Raw genomic sequence first — 16,202 nt, forward strand, 5'->3', positions numbered from 1 at the left:
GTTACCTTGAGTACCTTGAGGTCCAGTAGCACCCGTGTTACCTTGAACGCCCTGAGGTCCAGTAGCGCCGGTAGCACCCGTGTTACCTTGAGTACCTTGAGGTCCAGTAGCACCCGTGTTACCTTGAACGCCCTGAGGTCCAGTAGCGCCGGTAGCACCCGTGTTACCTTGAACACCCTGAGGTCCAGTAGCGCCAGTAGCACCTGTGTTACCTTGAGCGCCTTGAGGTCCAGTGGCACCAGTAGCACCTGTGTTACCTTGAGCGCCTTGAGGTCCAGTAGCACCTGTGTTACCTTGAACGCCTTGAGGTCCAGTAGCGCCGGTAGCACCTGTGTTACCTTGAACGCCTTGAGGCCCAGTAGCACCCGTGTTACCTTGAACGCCTTGAGGCCCAGTAGCACCTGTGTTACCTTGAGTACCCTGAGGTCCAGTGGCACCAGTAGCACCCGCAGGTCCCTGAGCACCTTGAGGTCCGGTAGAACCAGTAGCACCCGTGTTACCTTGAACGCCTTGAGGCCCAGTAGCACCCGTGTTACCTTGAACACCTTGAGGTCCGGTAGCGCCGGTAGCACCTGTGTTACCTTGAACACCTTGAGGTCCAGTAGCACCAGTAGCACCTGTGTTACCTTGAACGCCTTGAGGTCCAGTAGCACCAGTAGCACCTGTGTTACCTTGAGCACCCTGAGGTCCAGTAGCACCAGTAGCACCTGTGTTACCTTGAGCACCCTGAGGTCCAGTAGCACCAGTAGCACCTGTGTTACCTTGAACACCTTGAGGTCCAGTAGCGCCGGTAGCACCCGTGTTACCTTGAGCACCTTGAGGTCCGGTAGCGCCGGTAGCACCCGTGTTACCTTGAACACCTTGAGGTCCAGTAGCGCCGGTAGCACCTGTGTTACCTTGAACACCTTGAGGTCCAGTAGCGCCGGTAGCACCTGTGTTACCTTGAACACCTTGGGGTCCAGTAGCGCCGGTAGCACCCGTGTTACCTTGAACGCCTTGAGGTCCAGTAGCACCCGTGTTACCTTGAGCACCCTGAGGTCCAGTAGCACCGGTAGCACCTGTGTTACCTTGAACGCCTTGAGGTCCAGTGGCACCAGTAGCGCCTGTGTTACCTTGAACACCCTGAGGTCCAGTAGGTCCAGGAGGCCCGCCAGAAGGTCCGGTAGGTCCAGTAACTCCTATACCAGTGGCACCGGTAGAACCAGTAGCACCCGTGTTACCTTGAACACCCTGAGGTCCAGTAGCACCCGTGTTACCTTGAGGTCCAGTGGCACCGGTAGAACCAGTAGCACCCGTGTTACCTTGAACACCCTGAGGTCCAGTAGCACCTGTATTACCTTGAGGTCCTTGAGGTCCAGTAGCACCCGTGTTACCTTGAACACCCTGAGGTCCAGTGGCACCGGTAGCGCCTGTGTTACCTCGAGGTCCAGTAGCGCCCGTGTTACCTTGAGGTCCAGTGGCGCCTGTGTTACCTCGAGGTCCAGTGGCACCAGTAGCACCCGTGTTACCTTGAGGCCCTTGAGGTCCAGTAGCGCCCGTGTTACCTTGAGGTCCAGTGGCACCAGTAGCACCTGTGCTACCTCGAGGTCCAGTGGCACCAGTAGCGCCTGTGTTACCTTGAGGCCCTTGAGGTCCAGTAGCGCCCGTGTTACCTCGAGGTCCAGTGGCACCAGTAGCGCCCGTGTTACCTCGAGGTCCGGTGGCACCAGTAGCGCCTGTTGGCCCTGTAGGTCCTTGAATAAATGAAGCAGAATTAACTAAAGCAGTTTGTAATGCTGCTATTAATTTAAGAAGCTCTTGAAGTGTGCAAGGGTCAATTCGGAATAGTTTTGTAATGTATAGTAAATAATTAATTAGATTTTGAAGCTCAATAAATACAGCGCTTGCTACGAAGGTTGGGTTTTTTAATATAGTTATTAAATTTTTAATAATAGCTAACCCTTGTGCTTTCAGGGAGGAAGTAGCGTCTAGTGAACAAATAAATTTACTTAGTAAGTTCAATGTATCGATTAGATCTTCAATATTTTGAGGAGATGGATTTGCGAAAAGTTTTGGAATTATTTTTGTTAGATCGATAATGATTGCACGGAATGTTCTAAGTTGTGCCTTAGTAACTGGGATGGATGGAGTATTTGGGATTCGTCCGGCGCTACTTGGAAAGCATGGTTTGGAGAATTTGTTATGACTGTCGTTAAAATGAGACATTAAATCTCTCCTTTCTCATGAGGATATGAACGAAACTCATCATAGTAGATGCAAAAATTAGTTAAATGGTCATAGTAAAATCGTTTGTTTAAAGAAAAAATAGAAAAAACGCCTTAGGATAAGGCGTTTTTTCTATTTTCTGCGTATTGATAATATCGTTTGAGTGAAACTTTTGATTTAAATCCAACTAGTTTTATAATTTCTGATTCTGGAGTTTCTTTTTTTATTAAGTTTAAAATATAGGTGTTACGAAAGTGTTGTCCTGAGATTCCTTTACGTAAATTAGCTCTAGATACTTCAAGGCGAATCATTTTTTGGATAGCGATTTCTGTTAATCCCTTTGGTGCATCATTTTCGTATACCCATCTGTATGTTCCGCGATTAAAATCAAAGGCAATAAATAATGGATCATTACTATGGTATTTTGGACGAACGGGCTCTGGGATGCTTTTGTAATAAGTATATAGTTGTTTTTTGTCTTCGCTAGTTAATGTAATTGTTCTTTCTATCCCTGCGGTTGCTGGGATAGATAATGTGTTCGTTTCAAAATGGACGTGCTGCATAGTTAATGCTGTAAGATCTTGTAAGGATAATCCGTAGTCGATTAATAAATTTAAAATAGCGATATTACGATCCATTAATAAAGGGCGCACAGGACGCTGTTTTTCTGAAAGTCCTTCTAATGAAGTGACTATATGTTTTAATCTTTTTTCTTCATCAGATGAAATGAAATCCTCATTACGAAGTGTGCGGTCTGGTTGAATAGAAATTTCCATGTTCTTTAATGGATTAGGGATGTTTAGAAAGTGATGCATTCTATTTAATACAATAAATACACGGTGCATCGTTTTCTCTGAGTAATGTCGATTCTTTTTTAAGTCGGAAAAGTAATCTTCATAGTCTTTTGTACAAAGTGTAGCCCATATATTACTGGAAGGGAGCTTTTTGTTTTTTTCTAACCAATGTCCGAAATCTTCAATGTCATAAACGTAACGTTTAATGGTTGAAGGTTTTCGGCCTTTATTCAATAAAAAAATAGAAAAGGCTTGTATTGTATCATGGAATTCCGTTGTCTCCATAGTCCCACCACCTTCATTATTTCTTATATTATAGCAAACTTTTCTGAAAATAGTCATTTGCAAGGGAGACAGGAATAATAATATTTGGTGAGTGGATAAAGTGAAACTTTAATCAGTGGGGTATTTGTTCATCTCCCTTGATTATTAGTTGAACCAATCGGGCATTTACGGGTAGCAGTCTCTCGTCTAACTTCCTCGCGTTTGCTGAATTTTGAGGTGGGAGTCTTACTGCTTGTTCATGCAGGATAAAATGAGGTGAGTGTATGGAACAATCGATGCGAAAGAAAAATAATAATCAAATTAACATTGTGTTAAATCATCGAAAGAAAATTTCTTTACCGGCCGCGGAAAATAAAACGGTAATTTCAAGTGAAACTACTACGAAACATGAGATGCTGCAAAGAATTGAAGAAGAGATGGGAAAGCTCGTTGGGATGGATGATATAAAAAAGATAATAAAAGAAATATATGCTTGGATTTATGTAAACAAAAAAAGACAAGAAATAGGGTTGAAGTCTGAGAAGCAAGTACTCCACATGTTGTTTAAAGGGAATCCAGGTACAGGGAAGACAACTGTTGCTAGAATGATAGGGAAATTGTTGTTTGAGATGAATATTCTATCAAAAGGGCACTTAGTTGAAGCTGAACGTGCGGATCTTGTAGGAGAATATATCGGTCATACAGCTCAAAAAACAAGAGATTTAATAAAAAAAGCAATGGGAGGTATTTTGTTTATTGATGAGGCGTATTCATTAGCCCGAGGGGGAGAAAAAGATTTTGGAAAAGAAGCAATTGATACGCTCGTGAAACATATGGAAGATAAACAACACGGTTTTGTATTAATTTTAGCTGGATATTCAAGAGAGATGAATCACTTTCTTTCATTAAATCCAGGTCTGCAATCCCGTTTTCCATTTATAATTGAATTTGCGGATTACTCGGTAAATCAGCTGTTAGAAATAGGGAAGAGGATGTATGAAGAACGTGAATACCAGTTATCGAAAGAGGCTGAATGGAAATTTAGAGATCATTTACATGCTGTAAAGTACTCATCGCAAATTACATCGTTTAGCAATGGAAGATATGTACGGAATATTGTTGAAAAATCGATTCGTACACAGGCTATGCGCTTGTTGCAAGAGGATACGTATGATAAATATGATTTAATTGGGATATCAAGTAGTGATTTGATGCTTGAAGAGGAGACGCACAGTACGTAAACTGTGCGTCTGTTTTTTGTATAAGTGCTGTTACTCTTTTTTTGCTTTGTCTTGATAAGATTTATGGAAACGTTCCATTTTAGCACTTTTTTCGTGTGCAGAATTAGGGTCATGTCCAATTTGACCTACTGAGCTTTTTTGAGCACCTTTATTAACATGGTTTGTCATTTGTATTCACCTCGCTTTGAGGATTAGTATAAACATTATGTAAAGAAAAACTCGTTAGAAAAGAAAAACCTCTTTACGTTCTGTAAAGAGGTTGGATTGCTATTTATGCACTGAACGTTCGTTTGTGTCTATACGTCTATGCGGTAAATGCCATTTGTAGTGAATAGAAACCATGCGGAAGCAAACAATTAAAATGAATAAGGTGTATAAAGCCCAATCACTAACAATAATTTGAGCGCCGATTAAGAAACCTGCTAGAATCGTCCAAAAAGCATATACTTCAGCTCGAAGGACGAGAGGTTTTCTACGGGCTAAAAGATCGCGGATAATACCGCCGCCAATGCCAGTTAAAACAGCTGCTACGATCGTAGCGCTAATTGGTAAATTTAATTTCTGAGCATATAAAGCCCCTTGTACGGCAAATGCTGATAAGCCGATAGCATCAGTGATGTTTTCCCACTTTTTCCAGTGTCTAATTAATTTATTTGGAAAAAGAAAAATAATTGTCATTGATAAAAGTGCGATTTGGAATAACATGTCTTGTTGCCAAAACGCGACAATCGGATAACCGATTAATAAATTACGAAGGGCACCTCCCCCAAATGCGGTCGCCATTCCTAAAATATACACCCCGAAAATATCATAATCCTCTTCCATTGCAACGATGGCTCCGCTTAGTGCGAAAGCGATTGTGCCTATGATGCTAAAAATCTCCCATGCCATGAATTTTCTCCCCCGCTAACTAGATGAAATGTGCTTCCTCTGCTATTATATTAGAAGGTTTAAATTTCGAAAAGGATGAGTGAACATATTTGATGGAAGAAAAAGAAAAAGTCATATTAGTGGGCTGTCAATTGCCGCAAGAAGATGATGAAAAATTTATGCATTCCATGAAAGAGCTTGCATCGCTAGCAAAGACTGCGCGAGCAGAATTGTTAGTGTCTACAACGCAAAAACGACCGAAGTTTCATCCGGCGACGTATATAGGTAAAGGTAAATTAGAAGAGCTTACAATGTTAACTGAAGAATTAGAACCGGATGTTATCGTATTTAATAACGAATTAACGCCGAGTCAAATTCGGAATTTATCCTCAGTATTAGATGCGAGGGTAATTGATCGAACGCAATTAATATTAGATATTTTTGCGCAACGTGCGAAGTCGAGGGAAGGTAAGCTTCAAGTAGAATTAGCTCAGTTGCAATATACAATGCCGCGTCTTATGGGGCAAGGATTGTCTTTATCACGTCTTGGTGGTGGTATTGGAACAAGGGGACCAGGTGAGACGAAACTAGAGACGGATCGTCGTCATATTCGATCGCGTATTGATGAAATAAAGAAACAACTTGCAGTCGTTGTGGAACATCGGAAAAGATATCGTGAGAGAAGAAAAGATAATAAAGTATTTCAAGTTTCATTAATAGGATATACGAATGCGGGGAAATCTACGCTGTTTAATAGGTTGACGGAAGCTGATACATTTGAAGAAAACTTGTTGTTTGCAACGTTAGACCCGACGACAAGGAAAATGCCGTTACCTTCTGGTTATACAGTATTACTAACTGATACGGTTGGTTTTATACAGGATTTACCTACGTCATTAATTGCGGCTTTTCGTTCGACATTAGAAGAAGCTGGTGAAGCGGATGTTATTTTACATGTAGTTGATTCTGCAGATCCTAATTATGTAGGGCATGAAAAAACAGTAAAACAATTATTGTCAGAACTTGAAATTAATCATATTCCTATTATTACGTTATATAATAAAAAAGATGAATTACATCAAAACTTTATTCCGTTTCCGAAAAGTGACTTCTTAATGACTAGTGCTTTTGAAGAAGATGATTTATTACATATAAAAGAAGCGATAGAAACGAAAATGAAGGAAGAAATGAATTGTTATCAAGTGGAAATTCCTCCGAGTGAAGGTAAGTTGTTAACGTTATTAAAAACGGAAACACTTTTAACAAAGATGGAGTTTTTAGAAGATAAATTTGTATATGATTGCGTAGGGTATATTTTTGCTCATTCATCGCTTAATGTGCAATTAAAGAGATTTTTAGTGGAAGAAGGAGAAAATAAAAATGTTTGATCGTTTGAAAAATGGAGAAAAAATTGCTCCAATCGTAAAAGAAGTAGAGAGCCAAATTACAGAAGTACATAAACGTGCGGATGAAGTAATTGAAAGTAATCAGTTTCGTGTATTAGAAAGTTTTCGTAAACATAAGATTAGCGATTCGCATTTTATTCCGACAACAGGTTACGGTTATGATGATATTGGCCGTGATACGTTAGAAAAAGTGTATGCGGATGTATTTGGAGCGGAAGCTGGTCTTGTTCGTCCACAAATTATTTCAGGTACGCACGCTATTTCTACAGCGTTATTCGGTATTTTACGTCCAGGAGATGAGTTATTGTACATCACTGGCAAGCCGTATGATACGTTAGAAGAAATCGTTGGTGTACGCGGAAAAGGTGTAGGTTCATTTAAAGAATATAATATTGGTTATAATGCAGTTCCGCTTACTGAAGAGGGGCTTGTTGATTTTGGAGCTGTTGCGGCTGCAATTCATAGTAATACGAAGATGATTGGTATTCAGCGTTCAAAGGGCTACGCTACTCGTCCGTCATTTACTATTTCTCAAATTAAAGAGATGATAGCGTTTGTTAAAGAAATTAAACCAGATGTTGTTGTATTTGTAGATAATTGTTATGGCGAGTTTATTGAAGAGCAAGAGCCATGTCATGTTGGTGCAGATTTAATGGCAGGTTCGCTTATTAAGAACCCTGGTGGTGGAATTGTTAAAACTGGTGGTTATATCGTTGGTAAAGAACAGTATGTTGAAGCGTGTGCATATCGTTTAACATCTCCAGGAATCGGTGCGGAAGCAGGGGCATCTTTATACAGTCTACAAGAAATGTATCAAGGTTTCTTCTTAGCGCCGCATGTAGCGGGACAAGCGCTAAAAGGTGCAATTTTTACAGCTGCATTTTTAGAGAAGTTAGGAATGAATACATCACCAGCGTGGAATGCGCCAAGAACAGATTTAATTCAGTCTGTTCAATTTGATGATAAAGATCGTATGATTGCATTCTGCCAAGCAATTCAATATGCATCTCCGATTAATTCTCACTTCACTCCATATGCCAACTATATGCCGGGTTATGAAGATGATGTAATTATGGCTGCGGGAACGTTTATTCAAGGTGCAAGTATTGAATTGTCAGCTGATGGTCCAATTCGTCCCCCTTATGTTGCTTACGTGCAAGGTGGGTTAACTTATTCACATGTGAAGATTGCGATTTGTTCTGCAATTGATGCATTAATTGAAAAAGAATTATTAACAATTTCTTAAGGGGAAGCTGTCGATTTCGACAGCTTTTTTCTTGTGAAAGTAATGATTTATTTCATTAGAAAAAAGAATGAAAAAATTTATAAAAAATCATGTAAGAAAAGCTAACATCTATTGACACTAAACATAACATGGTATAAAATGAGAAGCAGTTAAGGCGAAGGAGGAACTGAAACAATGAAAGAAGATAGACGTTCTGCCCCGCTGTTTCCTATTGGTATTGTTATGGATTTAACACAATTATCTGCACGTCAAATTCGCTACTATGAAGAGCATAATCTTGTTTCTCCAACCCGTACAAAGGGGAATCGTAGATTATTTTCATTTAACGATGTAGATAAGTTGTTAGAGATTAAAGATTTATTAGATCAAGGCTTGAATATGGCTGGTATTAAACAAGTGTTACTAATGAAAGAAAATCAAACAGAAACAGTGAAAGTAAAAGAAGAAACGAAAGAAATTTCAAAAACTGAGCTTCGCAAAATACTTCGAGATGAACTACAACATACAGGTAGATTTAATCGGACTTCATTGCGACAAGGTGACATTTCAAGGTTTTTTCACTAAAGAGAACTGATTCTGAAGGTGTTTAGAGGGACTAAGGAGGAATTTATAATGGCTAGGTACACAAAAGAAGATATTTTCCGTTTGGCGGAAGAAGAGAATGTAAAGTATATCCGTTTACAATTTACAGACCTTTTAGGAGTAATTAAAAACGTAGAGATTCCAGTGAGACAATTAACGAAAGCTCTTGATAACAAAATGATGTTTGATGGATCTTCGATTGAAGGTTTCGTACGTATTGAAGAATCTGATATGTATTTATATCCTGACTTAGATACTTGGGTAATTTTCCCATGGACTGCTGAAAAAGGTAAAGTTGCTCGTCTAATTTGTGACATTTACAATGCAGATGGCACTCCATTTGATGGAGACCCACGTAACAACTTAAAACGTGTGTTAAAAGAAATGGAAGCTTTAGGATTCTCAGATTTCAATCTTGGACCAGAGCCAGAATTCTTCCTATTTAAAGTAGATGAAAAAGGAAATCCAACATTAGAATTAAACGATAACGGTGGATACTTCGACCTTGCGCCGATGGATCTAGGGGAAAACTGTCGTCGTGATATCGTTCTTGAACTAGAAGAGATGGGCTTTGAAATTGAAGCGTCTCACCATGAAGTTGCTCCAGGTCAACACGAAATTGACTTTAAATATGCAAGTGCAATTCGATCATGTGATGATATTCAAACATTCAAACTTGTTGTAAAAACAATTGCTCGTAAACACGGTTTACATGCAACATTTATGCCAAAACCATTATACGGTGTGAACGGTTCAGGTATGCACTGTAACTTATCACTATTCAAAAATGGTGAAAACGTATTCTTCGATCAAAACGGTGACTTACAATTAAGTGATGATGCTCGTCATTTCATCGCAGGTATTTTAAAACACGCACCAGCATTTACAGCGGTAGCAAATCCCACTGTAAACTCTTACAAGCGTTTAGTACCTGGATACGAAGCTCCTTGTTACGTAGCATGGTCTGCACAAAACCGTAGCCCATTAGTACGTATCCCTGCATCTCGTGGTATTAGTACACGCGTAGAAGTACGTAGTGTTGACCCAGCTGCAAACCCATATTTAGTAATGGCTACATTATTAGCAGCAGGTCTTGATGGAATTAAAAACAAATTAACGCCACCAGCTGCAGTAGACCGTAACATCTACGTAATGACAAAAGAAGAGCGCGAAGAAGCTGGCATCGTTGACTTACCAGCAACATTAGCGCAAGCATTAGTTACATTACAATCTAATGAAGTAGTATGTGGTGCACTAGGTGACCATTTACTTGAGCACTTCATCGAAGCAAAAGAGATTGAGTGGGATATCTTTAGAACGCAAGTTCATCAATGGGAACGCGATCAATATATGTCTCTATACTAAGAGACTTAAACCCTTGACACATAACGTGTTGAGGGTTTTTTATTTATCGGGCATTTTTATATGAGGAATAGGAAGGGGTAAGCAAATTCCAAAATGCGCTTGCTAATACCTATGCAAAATGAATACCATTTAAAAAAAGTGAATTGTTTAATATATACGACCTATTTTAATGGGTTAAAAAGCCTTGTTCAATTACGTTTCAATACAAAGAAAAACCCCCTGATACTGCAGTAATAGGGGGTTTTCGTCATTTATCTACAGTGAATTATGAAGAATGTTGTCGTAATTTTTGAGTGGGAATTAAGAAGTGGTTAAACAAAAATAAATTGTATTGACTCGTTCTATATAAAGAACTAAAATGACAGTAATTAGGGAGTTTTGTATATTCGAAAAATAAAAATAATAATTTTATTTTTATTTTTTTATGGAATGTTCAACTGAAATCTCATTGGTATTAAATGAGGGGGAGAAGTAATGAATAAGGAAATAAATTTGAAAAATCTATTCACTGTAATATGGAAAAGGATGTGGATACTGCTATTGTTTACGACTCTTACAACGGTAGGAGGAGCTTTGTATAGTGTGTATATGAAAACGCCTCTGTATGCTTCCTCAGCAAGGGTAATTGTTCAAGCTAACGCTGAAACGATGAATACATTGAAAGCGATGGTGAATGAGCCTGTAATATTAGAAAAAGTAGCTGCTGAATTGAATATAAACAGATCAGCAGGTGCATTAAGTGGACAAATAAGTACGGAAAGTGTACAAGGCTCTCAAATTATGAGGATAAATGTAGTGGATATGGATCCTGTGCTTGCACATAAAATTGCAAATACTACAGCGGCTGTTTATAAACAAGAAGTAGCTAATATACTGAATTTTAATAATGTGAGCATATTACCAGAAGATCCAGTTCAAAAATATTCTATGCCTATAAATATAAATCACTTTAAGACGATACTAATCGCATTCACGTTAGGTATGGTGCTCAGTATCGGTTTTATTTTTTTATTGGATTCATTGGATGAGAGAATCAAATCAGAACGACGAATTGAACAATTGTTAGATATCCCTGTTTTAGGTGGAATTTCTAAAATGAATAAGAAGAATATGAAAGATAAATTTAGTGGGAAAAATACAGTGTTATTGGGGGAGGGAACAGAGTGGCATACAAAAATAGATGGAAAACAAATAAAGTTAAAGGAGAAAGTATGATTGCGTATACCGCCCCAAGATCGAAAATTTCGGAGCAGTATCGTTCGCTACGAACTAACATTCAATTATCTTCGTCGATTCATAAAAGTAGAACGATAGTGATTACTTCTCCGAGGTACGGTGAAGGAAAATCAACAATTACAGTTAATTTAGCGGTTTCAATAGCGCAAAAAGGCGAAAAAGTATTGGTAATAGATGCGAATTTACGAACACCAACGATTCATGAAATGTTTGGAGTGGAAAATACAATTGGATTAACTGACATATTGAACGGAAAAACAAATTTGGTGGTTGCTGTAAAAAAAACAAAGATGGAAAGTTTAGATGTATTAACTAGCGGTCCAGTGCCATTCAATCCGTCAGAAGTACTTAGTTCAGAGGCAATGGATATGTTGATTCAAAAGTCGATGGAACGGTATGACATCATATTATTTGACTCTTCCCCTGTATTAGAAGTAACAGATACGAGTGTATTAGCTGATAAGTGTGAAGGAGTACTTTTGGTGATCCGGTATGATCGCACTGTGAACGAAGATGCGCTTGAAACGAAAAGAGCACTAAGCTTTACGAAGAGTAGAATATTGGGTGCGATTTTGAATGGGAAAGTCTAGAAGATATTATTAAATTAAACATTCGTACGTGAAATTGTTCGTTATAAAGAAAAAACAATAGAATTATGATGTGGTGATGTCTCCTAACCGCTATCAATGGAGGCACTCGATTATGCTGTGGGTTGTGAAAATAACCTTAGATGCCAGTCGTCAAAAGTGTAATGTGAGGGAGGGTTAGATGCCCATGTTTTATTAAAGTTTCTAACTATGTGTTTTTAATAAAGAGAATATAGTTAGAAACTTTAAGTTTGAAAGAGTTAAGTAAGGAATTGATTAAAGGAGGAAGTTATATGACGTATCGCCGGAGGATATCGTTATTGCTTTTAATGGATTCACTGATAGTATTAACTGCTATTTTTTTTAGTTATTTTTTTGTAAATGCTAGCTTCAGTGTTATCACTTTATCATCAGTTATTAGCTCTATCACTTTATTAGTTAGTCATCATTTGTTTGCTTTTATTTATAAGTTATATAAAAAGGCTTTGGAATATGCAAGTATAGGAGAATTGCTAATTATATGCAAGGTTGTTACATTTTCTATACTTACTACAGCGGCTGTGCAGCAACTAGTCATCGGAAAAATGTATTTTCGATTGTTAGTTGTTACTTGGATGATTCATATTTTATTAATAGGTGGTTCTCGCTTTATTTGGAGAATGTACAGAGATATTTATTATGTAAAAAAAGGCGATAAGAAAAGAACGTTAATTGTTGGTGCTGGATCTGCTGGGACAATGGTTGCAAGACAGTTGTTGAAGAACAGTGCTACGGAATTAATGCCAGTCGCATTTATTGATGATAATATCAAAAAACATAATCTAGATATTTGGGGGATTCCGGTAATAGGTGGTATGAACCAAATTGATTACGTTATTAAAAAAATGAATATCGAAATGATAATTTTAGCAATTCCTTCGTTAAACAAAAAAGAAAGAAATATTATTTTAAAAAATTGTTTAAAAACAAATGTTAAAACGCAAATTCTTCCAATGTTAGAAGACTTAGTAACAGGTAAAGTTTCAGTGAATGAATTCAGAGATGTTCAAGTAGAAGATTTATTAGGGCGTGATCCTGTAGAGCTAGATGTGGATATCATTTCAGATTATATAACTGATAAAGTCATTTTAGTTACTGGTGCAGGTGGATCGATAGGCTCAGAAATTTGTAGACAAGTTGCGAAATTTAAGCCCAAAAAATTGATTTTATTAGGGCATGGAGAAAATAGTATATATTCAATAGAAATGGAATTAAATGAAAAACATAATGATAGGAAAGGCGTGTTTATTCCAGAAATTGCAGATATCCAAGATGAGAAGAAGATGCATGTAATAATGAAAAAACATCTTCCTCATGTTGTATATCATGCTGCTGCACATAAACATGTACCATTGATGGAAAACAATCCTGAAGAGGCTGTTAAAAATAATTTGATTGGGACTATGAATATAGCAGAGGCGGCAAGAACGCATGGAGTAGGAACGTTTGTTATGATTTCGTCAGATAAAGCAGTGAACCCAACGAGTGTTATGGGGGCAACAAAGAAATTAGCTGAGATGGTAATACAACATAAAGATAAAATAAGTCATACAAAGTTTGTTACTGTACGATTTGGAAATGTCTTAGGGAGTAGAGGGAGTGTTATCCCGTTATTTAAGAAGCAGATTCAAAAAGGTGGACCAGTTACTGTTACTCACCCAGATATGGTTCGTTATTTTATGACTATTCCGGAGGCGTCTAGACTTGTAGTACAAGCTGGTGCGTTAGCAAAAGGTGGAGAAATTTTTGTGCTGGATATGGGAGAACCAGTAAAAATAGTGGATCTTGCTAAAAACCTCATTCGATTGTCAGGAAACTCCGTGGATGAAATCGGAATAGAATTTACGGGTATACGCCCTGGTGAGAAACTTTTTGAGGAATTACTAAAAGAAGATGAAATGAATGAGCAACAAGTCCACCCAAGAATTTATGTAGGGAAAGAAATGAATGTTCGTATAGAAGAAATAGAAAAAATAATTTCCGAATATACAGAATTAGATGGGTTTGAACTAAGAAAGAGATTGTTAAATTTAGTGAATCAGCGTAAAACTTTAAAACTACTAATACCAGTATCGGGTTAACAGCAAAATATTAAAATAAGACGGGTGCGTGGGATGGTGTCTAAAAAAGTTCTATTTTGTGCAACTGTGGATTATCATTTTAAAGCTTTTCATTTACCGTATTTGAAATGGTTTGCAGACCAAGGTTGGGAAGTACACGTTGCAGCAAATGGGAATATACACCTTCCGTATGTCACTGAAAAATATAATATTCCTATTCAAAGATCACCTCTTAGCATACAAAACCTTCATGCATATAACAAACTCAAATCAATCATTCATCAAAATAAATATAATATCATTCATTGTCATACGCCTATGGGGGGAGTAATTGCTCGTTTGGCTACTCGAAAAGCACGAAGGGAAGGGACAAAGGTCATATATACAGCGCATGGATTTCACTTCTGCAAAGGGTCACCATTCATAAATTGGCTTGTATACTATCCAATCGAAAGAAGTTTAGCTACTGCTACAGATTGTCTCATAACAATTAATCAGGAAGATTATAATTTAGCGGTAAGACATCGATTTCAGGCGGGAAATATTAAACTCGTTCATGGTGTAGGAGTGGATATAGAACGGTATACTCCTGTAACTGAAAGTGAGAAACGAGAATTAAGGCTACAATATGGCTTTAACCCACAAGACTTTTTAATGTTTTATGCTGCTGAATTTAATAAGAACAAAAACCAAAGCTTCTTAATTCGATCATTGGCACAGTTGAAAAATGAAATTCCGCATGCGAAGCTACTACTTGCTGGTGAAGGGCCTTTAATGAAGGAGTGCAAAAAAATAGCGACTCAACTAGGTGTGAGTAGTATGGTGCATTTTCTTGGTTATAGAAATGATATAGCCCATTTGCTACAGATGTGTGATTTAGCTGTTGCATCGAGTTATCGGGAAGGTTTACCAGTTAATATTATGGAAGCTATGGCTTGTGGGCTTCCGGTTATCGCTACAAGTAACCGAGGGCATAGGGAGTTAATTATTAATAATAAAAATGGTTGGATTATAGAACGCGATGACATAAAGATGATGGCTGAAAGAATTAATTTAATTTCTAAAAATACTAAATTACAAGCGCAGTTTGGACAGCGTGGACGTAGTATTATTGTGAATGAATATTCAGTTAATGAAGTGTTGAAAGAAAAAAAAGAAATTTATACAAGTTATATGGATGAAATGGAGGATTTAAATTGGGCACTCCATTAAGAGTATTACATGTAGTCGTAAATATGAATAGAGGCGGAGCCGAAACTTTAATTATGAATTTGTATCGTAATATAGACCGCTCAAAAGTACAATTTGATTTTTTAACCTGTAAAGAGGGAGTATTTGATGAAGAGATAGTAAAGCTAGGCGGGAAAGTTCATAGAATTCCATATGTTACAGATGTTGGTCATAGAGGTTATATAAAGGCACTAGATAATTTCTTTAGCACTCATCCACAGTATAAACTCGTTCATTCACATATGGATAAAATGAGCGGTTTTGTACTTCGTTCAGCTAAAAAGGCAAGAGTTCCAATTAGGATTGCGCATAGTCATAGTACAAGCAGTGAGGGTGGCGCTATAGCAAACATATATAAATGGTATGCAGGAGCATTTATTATGTCGTGTGCTACACATTTTTTAGCATGTTCAGTAGCTGCAGCGCAATGGTTGTTTGCGAATAGAGAAAGTACAACAAAAATATTAAAAAATGGAATTGAATGTGATGAATTTACATTTAATCCAGACATTAGAGAGCAGGTAAGAAAAGAACTGAAACTTCATGGGGATGTTTTTGTGATTGGACATGTGGGAAGATTTGCATATCCAAAAAATCATACTTTTTTAATTGATATTTTTGCTCAATTAATAGAATATAGGCCGAACTCTATTCTTCTATTAGTTGGAGATGGACCGCTTCGATTAGAAATGGAGAACAAAGTAGAAAAACTGAATCTAACAGATAAAGTGAAATTTTTAGGGATACGTAGTGATATTAATCGTTTATTACAAGCATTTGATGCATTTGTATTTCCATCTATTTATGAAGGTTTGCCAGTTACCCTTATTGAAGCACAAGGGTCGGGTTTGCCATGTATTATATCGGATACTATTACACAAGATGTGGATTTGGGGTTGAATTTAGTTGAACAGTGTTCTTTGCTACATATAAGAAACTGGGTAGGTCTATTACAAAATATAGAAAACAAGCAGGCATCGCGAAGTGTGGAGCAAGATGTATTAGCTGAAAAAGGATATGATATAAAAAATATTACAGGGTTTACCCAAGAGTTTTATGTTGAAGTATCGAGGTGAG

Annotated in this window: 14 protein-coding genes; 10 read left to right on the plus strand and 4 right to left on the minus strand. The window is 37.8% G+C overall.

What is annotated here, in order from left to right; translation table 11 throughout:
• Both MR115_RS14505 and MR115_RS14510 read right to left on the minus strand, forming a co-directional pair.
• Positions 1–2,205 (minus strand): collagen-like repeat preface domain-containing protein (locus MR115_RS14505; RefSeq protein WP_242241766.1); only part of this gene is annotated, 2,205 nt, incomplete at its 3' end.
• 113 nt (positions 2,206–2,318) lie between these two features.
• On the minus strand, positions 2,319–3,284 hold the full coding sequence (locus tag MR115_RS14510; RefSeq protein ID WP_048544247.1) for a tyrosine-type recombinase/integrase: 966 nt from the start codon (positions 3,282–3,284) through the stop codon (positions 2,319–2,321).
• A gap of 263 nt (positions 3,285–3,547) precedes the next feature.
• Here MR115_RS14510 and spoVK point away from each other — a divergent pair, with 263 nt between their 5' ends.
• Entirely contained in the window at positions 3,548–4,504 is a 957-nt protein-coding gene (spoVK, locus tag MR115_RS14515; protein WP_061677942.1) for a stage V sporulation protein K, read from the plus strand.
• Between the two features lie 30 nt (positions 4,505–4,534).
• Here the strand turns inward: spoVK and MR115_RS14520 are convergent, their stop codons facing one another.
• Positions 4,535–4,672 carry a hypothetical protein gene (locus tag MR115_RS14520; RefSeq protein ID WP_063260593.1) on the minus strand — a complete coding sequence of 46 codons (138 nt, stop codon included), beginning with the start codon at positions 4,670–4,672 and terminating at the stop codon, positions 4,535–4,537.
• A gap of 99 nt (positions 4,673–4,771) precedes the next feature.
• Entirely contained in the window at positions 4,772–5,395 is a 624-nt protein-coding gene (locus MR115_RS14525) for a trimeric intracellular cation channel family protein (RefSeq protein ID WP_048544241.1), read from the minus strand.
• Positions 5,396–5,487: 92 nt separating this feature from the next.
• Here MR115_RS14525 and hflX point away from each other — a divergent pair, with 92 nt between their 5' ends.
• The 9 genes from hflX (at position 5,488) to MR115_RS14570 (ending at position 16,201) form a co-directional block, all read left to right on the plus strand.
• Positions 5,488–6,762: a GTPase HflX gene (hflX, locus tag MR115_RS14530; RefSeq protein ID WP_063260594.1), complete on the plus strand. Its 1,275-nt coding sequence runs from the start codon at positions 5,488–5,490 to the stop codon at positions 6,760–6,762.
• Positions 6,755–8,026 carry a methionine gamma-lyase family protein gene (locus MR115_RS14535; RefSeq protein WP_000460296.1) on the plus strand — a complete coding sequence of 424 codons (1,272 nt, stop codon included), beginning with the start codon at positions 6,755–6,757 and terminating at the stop codon, positions 8,024–8,026. Before hflX ends, MR115_RS14535 begins: the two co-directional genes overlap by 8 nt.
• 174 nt (positions 8,027–8,200) lie before the next feature.
• The gene (gene glnR, locus MR115_RS14540) at positions 8,201–8,590 is read left to right on the plus strand and encodes a transcriptional repressor GlnR (protein WP_000656784.1); all 390 of its coding nucleotides are present in this window, start codon (positions 8,201–8,203) and stop codon (positions 8,588–8,590) included.
• Between the two features lie 48 nt (positions 8,591–8,638).
• Complete coding sequence (gene glnA / locus MR115_RS14545; RefSeq protein ID WP_061677946.1) at positions 8,639–9,973, plus strand: type I glutamate--ammonia ligase; 1,335 nt, start codon at positions 8,639–8,641, stop codon at positions 9,971–9,973.
• A gap of 474 nt (positions 9,974–10,447) precedes the next feature.
• On the plus strand, positions 10,448–11,188 hold the full coding sequence (locus tag MR115_RS14550) for a YveK family protein (RefSeq protein ID WP_061677947.1): 741 nt from the start codon (positions 10,448–10,450) through the stop codon (positions 11,186–11,188).
• Positions 11,137–11,799 (plus strand): CpsD/CapB family tyrosine-protein kinase, encoded by a 663-nt coding sequence (locus tag MR115_RS14555; RefSeq protein WP_132131264.1) that lies wholly within the window; start codon positions 11,137–11,139, stop codon positions 11,797–11,799. The genes MR115_RS14550 and MR115_RS14555 overlap by 52 nt, the downstream gene beginning before the upstream one ends.
• Positions 11,800–12,089: 290 nt before the next feature.
• Entirely contained in the window at positions 12,090–13,916 is a 1,827-nt protein-coding gene (locus MR115_RS14560; RefSeq protein ID WP_242241767.1) for a polysaccharide biosynthesis protein, read from the plus strand.
• Between the two features lie 33 nt (positions 13,917–13,949).
• Positions 13,950–15,107 carry a glycosyltransferase family 4 protein gene (locus MR115_RS14565; RefSeq protein WP_242241768.1) on the plus strand — a complete coding sequence of 386 codons (1,158 nt, stop codon included), beginning with the start codon at positions 13,950–13,952 and terminating at the stop codon, positions 15,105–15,107.
• Entirely contained in the window at positions 15,092–16,201 is a 1,110-nt protein-coding gene (locus MR115_RS14570; protein WP_242241769.1) for a glycosyltransferase family 1 protein, read from the plus strand. Before MR115_RS14565 ends, MR115_RS14570 begins: the two co-directional genes overlap by 16 nt.
• Position 16,202 lies beyond the last annotated feature (1 nt).

It is taken from the genome of Bacillus cereus group sp. BfR-BA-01309 (genome assembly GCF_022664315.1).
In the GTDB taxonomy this organism is placed as follows: domain Bacteria; phylum Bacillota; class Bacilli; order Bacillales; family Bacillaceae_G; genus Bacillus_A; species Bacillus_A mobilis.

What these genes read in the sequence shown, in the direction of transcription:
- MR115_RS14510 (WP_048544247.1), bottom strand. Translation starts at nt 3,284, where the DNA reads ATGGAGACAACGGAATTCCATGATACAATACAAGCCTTTTCTATTTTT.
- spoVK (WP_061677942.1), top strand. Translation starts at nt 3,548, where the DNA reads ATGGAACAATCGATGCGAAAGAAAAATAATAATCAAATTAACATTGTG.
- MR115_RS14520 (WP_063260593.1), bottom strand. Translation starts at nt 4,672, where the DNA reads ATGACAAACCATGTTAATAAAGGTGCTCAAAAAAGCTCAGTAGGTCAA.
- MR115_RS14525 (WP_048544241.1), bottom strand. Translation starts at nt 5,395, where the DNA reads ATGGCATGGGAGATTTTTAGCATCATAGGCACAATCGCTTTCGCACTA.
- hflX (WP_063260594.1), top strand. Translation starts at nt 5,488, where the DNA reads ATGGAAGAAAAAGAAAAAGTCATATTAGTGGGCTGTCAATTGCCGCAA.
- MR115_RS14535 (WP_000460296.1), top strand. Translation starts at nt 6,755, where the DNA reads ATGTTTGATCGTTTGAAAAATGGAGAAAAAATTGCTCCAATCGTAAAA.
- glnR (WP_000656784.1), top strand. Translation starts at nt 8,201, where the DNA reads ATGAAAGAAGATAGACGTTCTGCCCCGCTGTTTCCTATTGGTATTGTT.
- glnA (WP_061677946.1), top strand. Translation starts at nt 8,639, where the DNA reads ATGGCTAGGTACACAAAAGAAGATATTTTCCGTTTGGCGGAAGAAGAG.
- MR115_RS14550 (WP_061677947.1), top strand. Translation starts at nt 10,448, where the DNA reads ATGAATAAGGAAATAAATTTGAAAAATCTATTCACTGTAATATGGAAA.
- MR115_RS14560 (WP_242241767.1), top strand. Translation starts at nt 12,090, where the DNA reads ATGACGTATCGCCGGAGGATATCGTTATTGCTTTTAATGGATTCACTG.
- MR115_RS14565 (WP_242241768.1), top strand. Translation starts at nt 13,950, where the DNA reads ATGGTGTCTAAAAAAGTTCTATTTTGTGCAACTGTGGATTATCATTTT.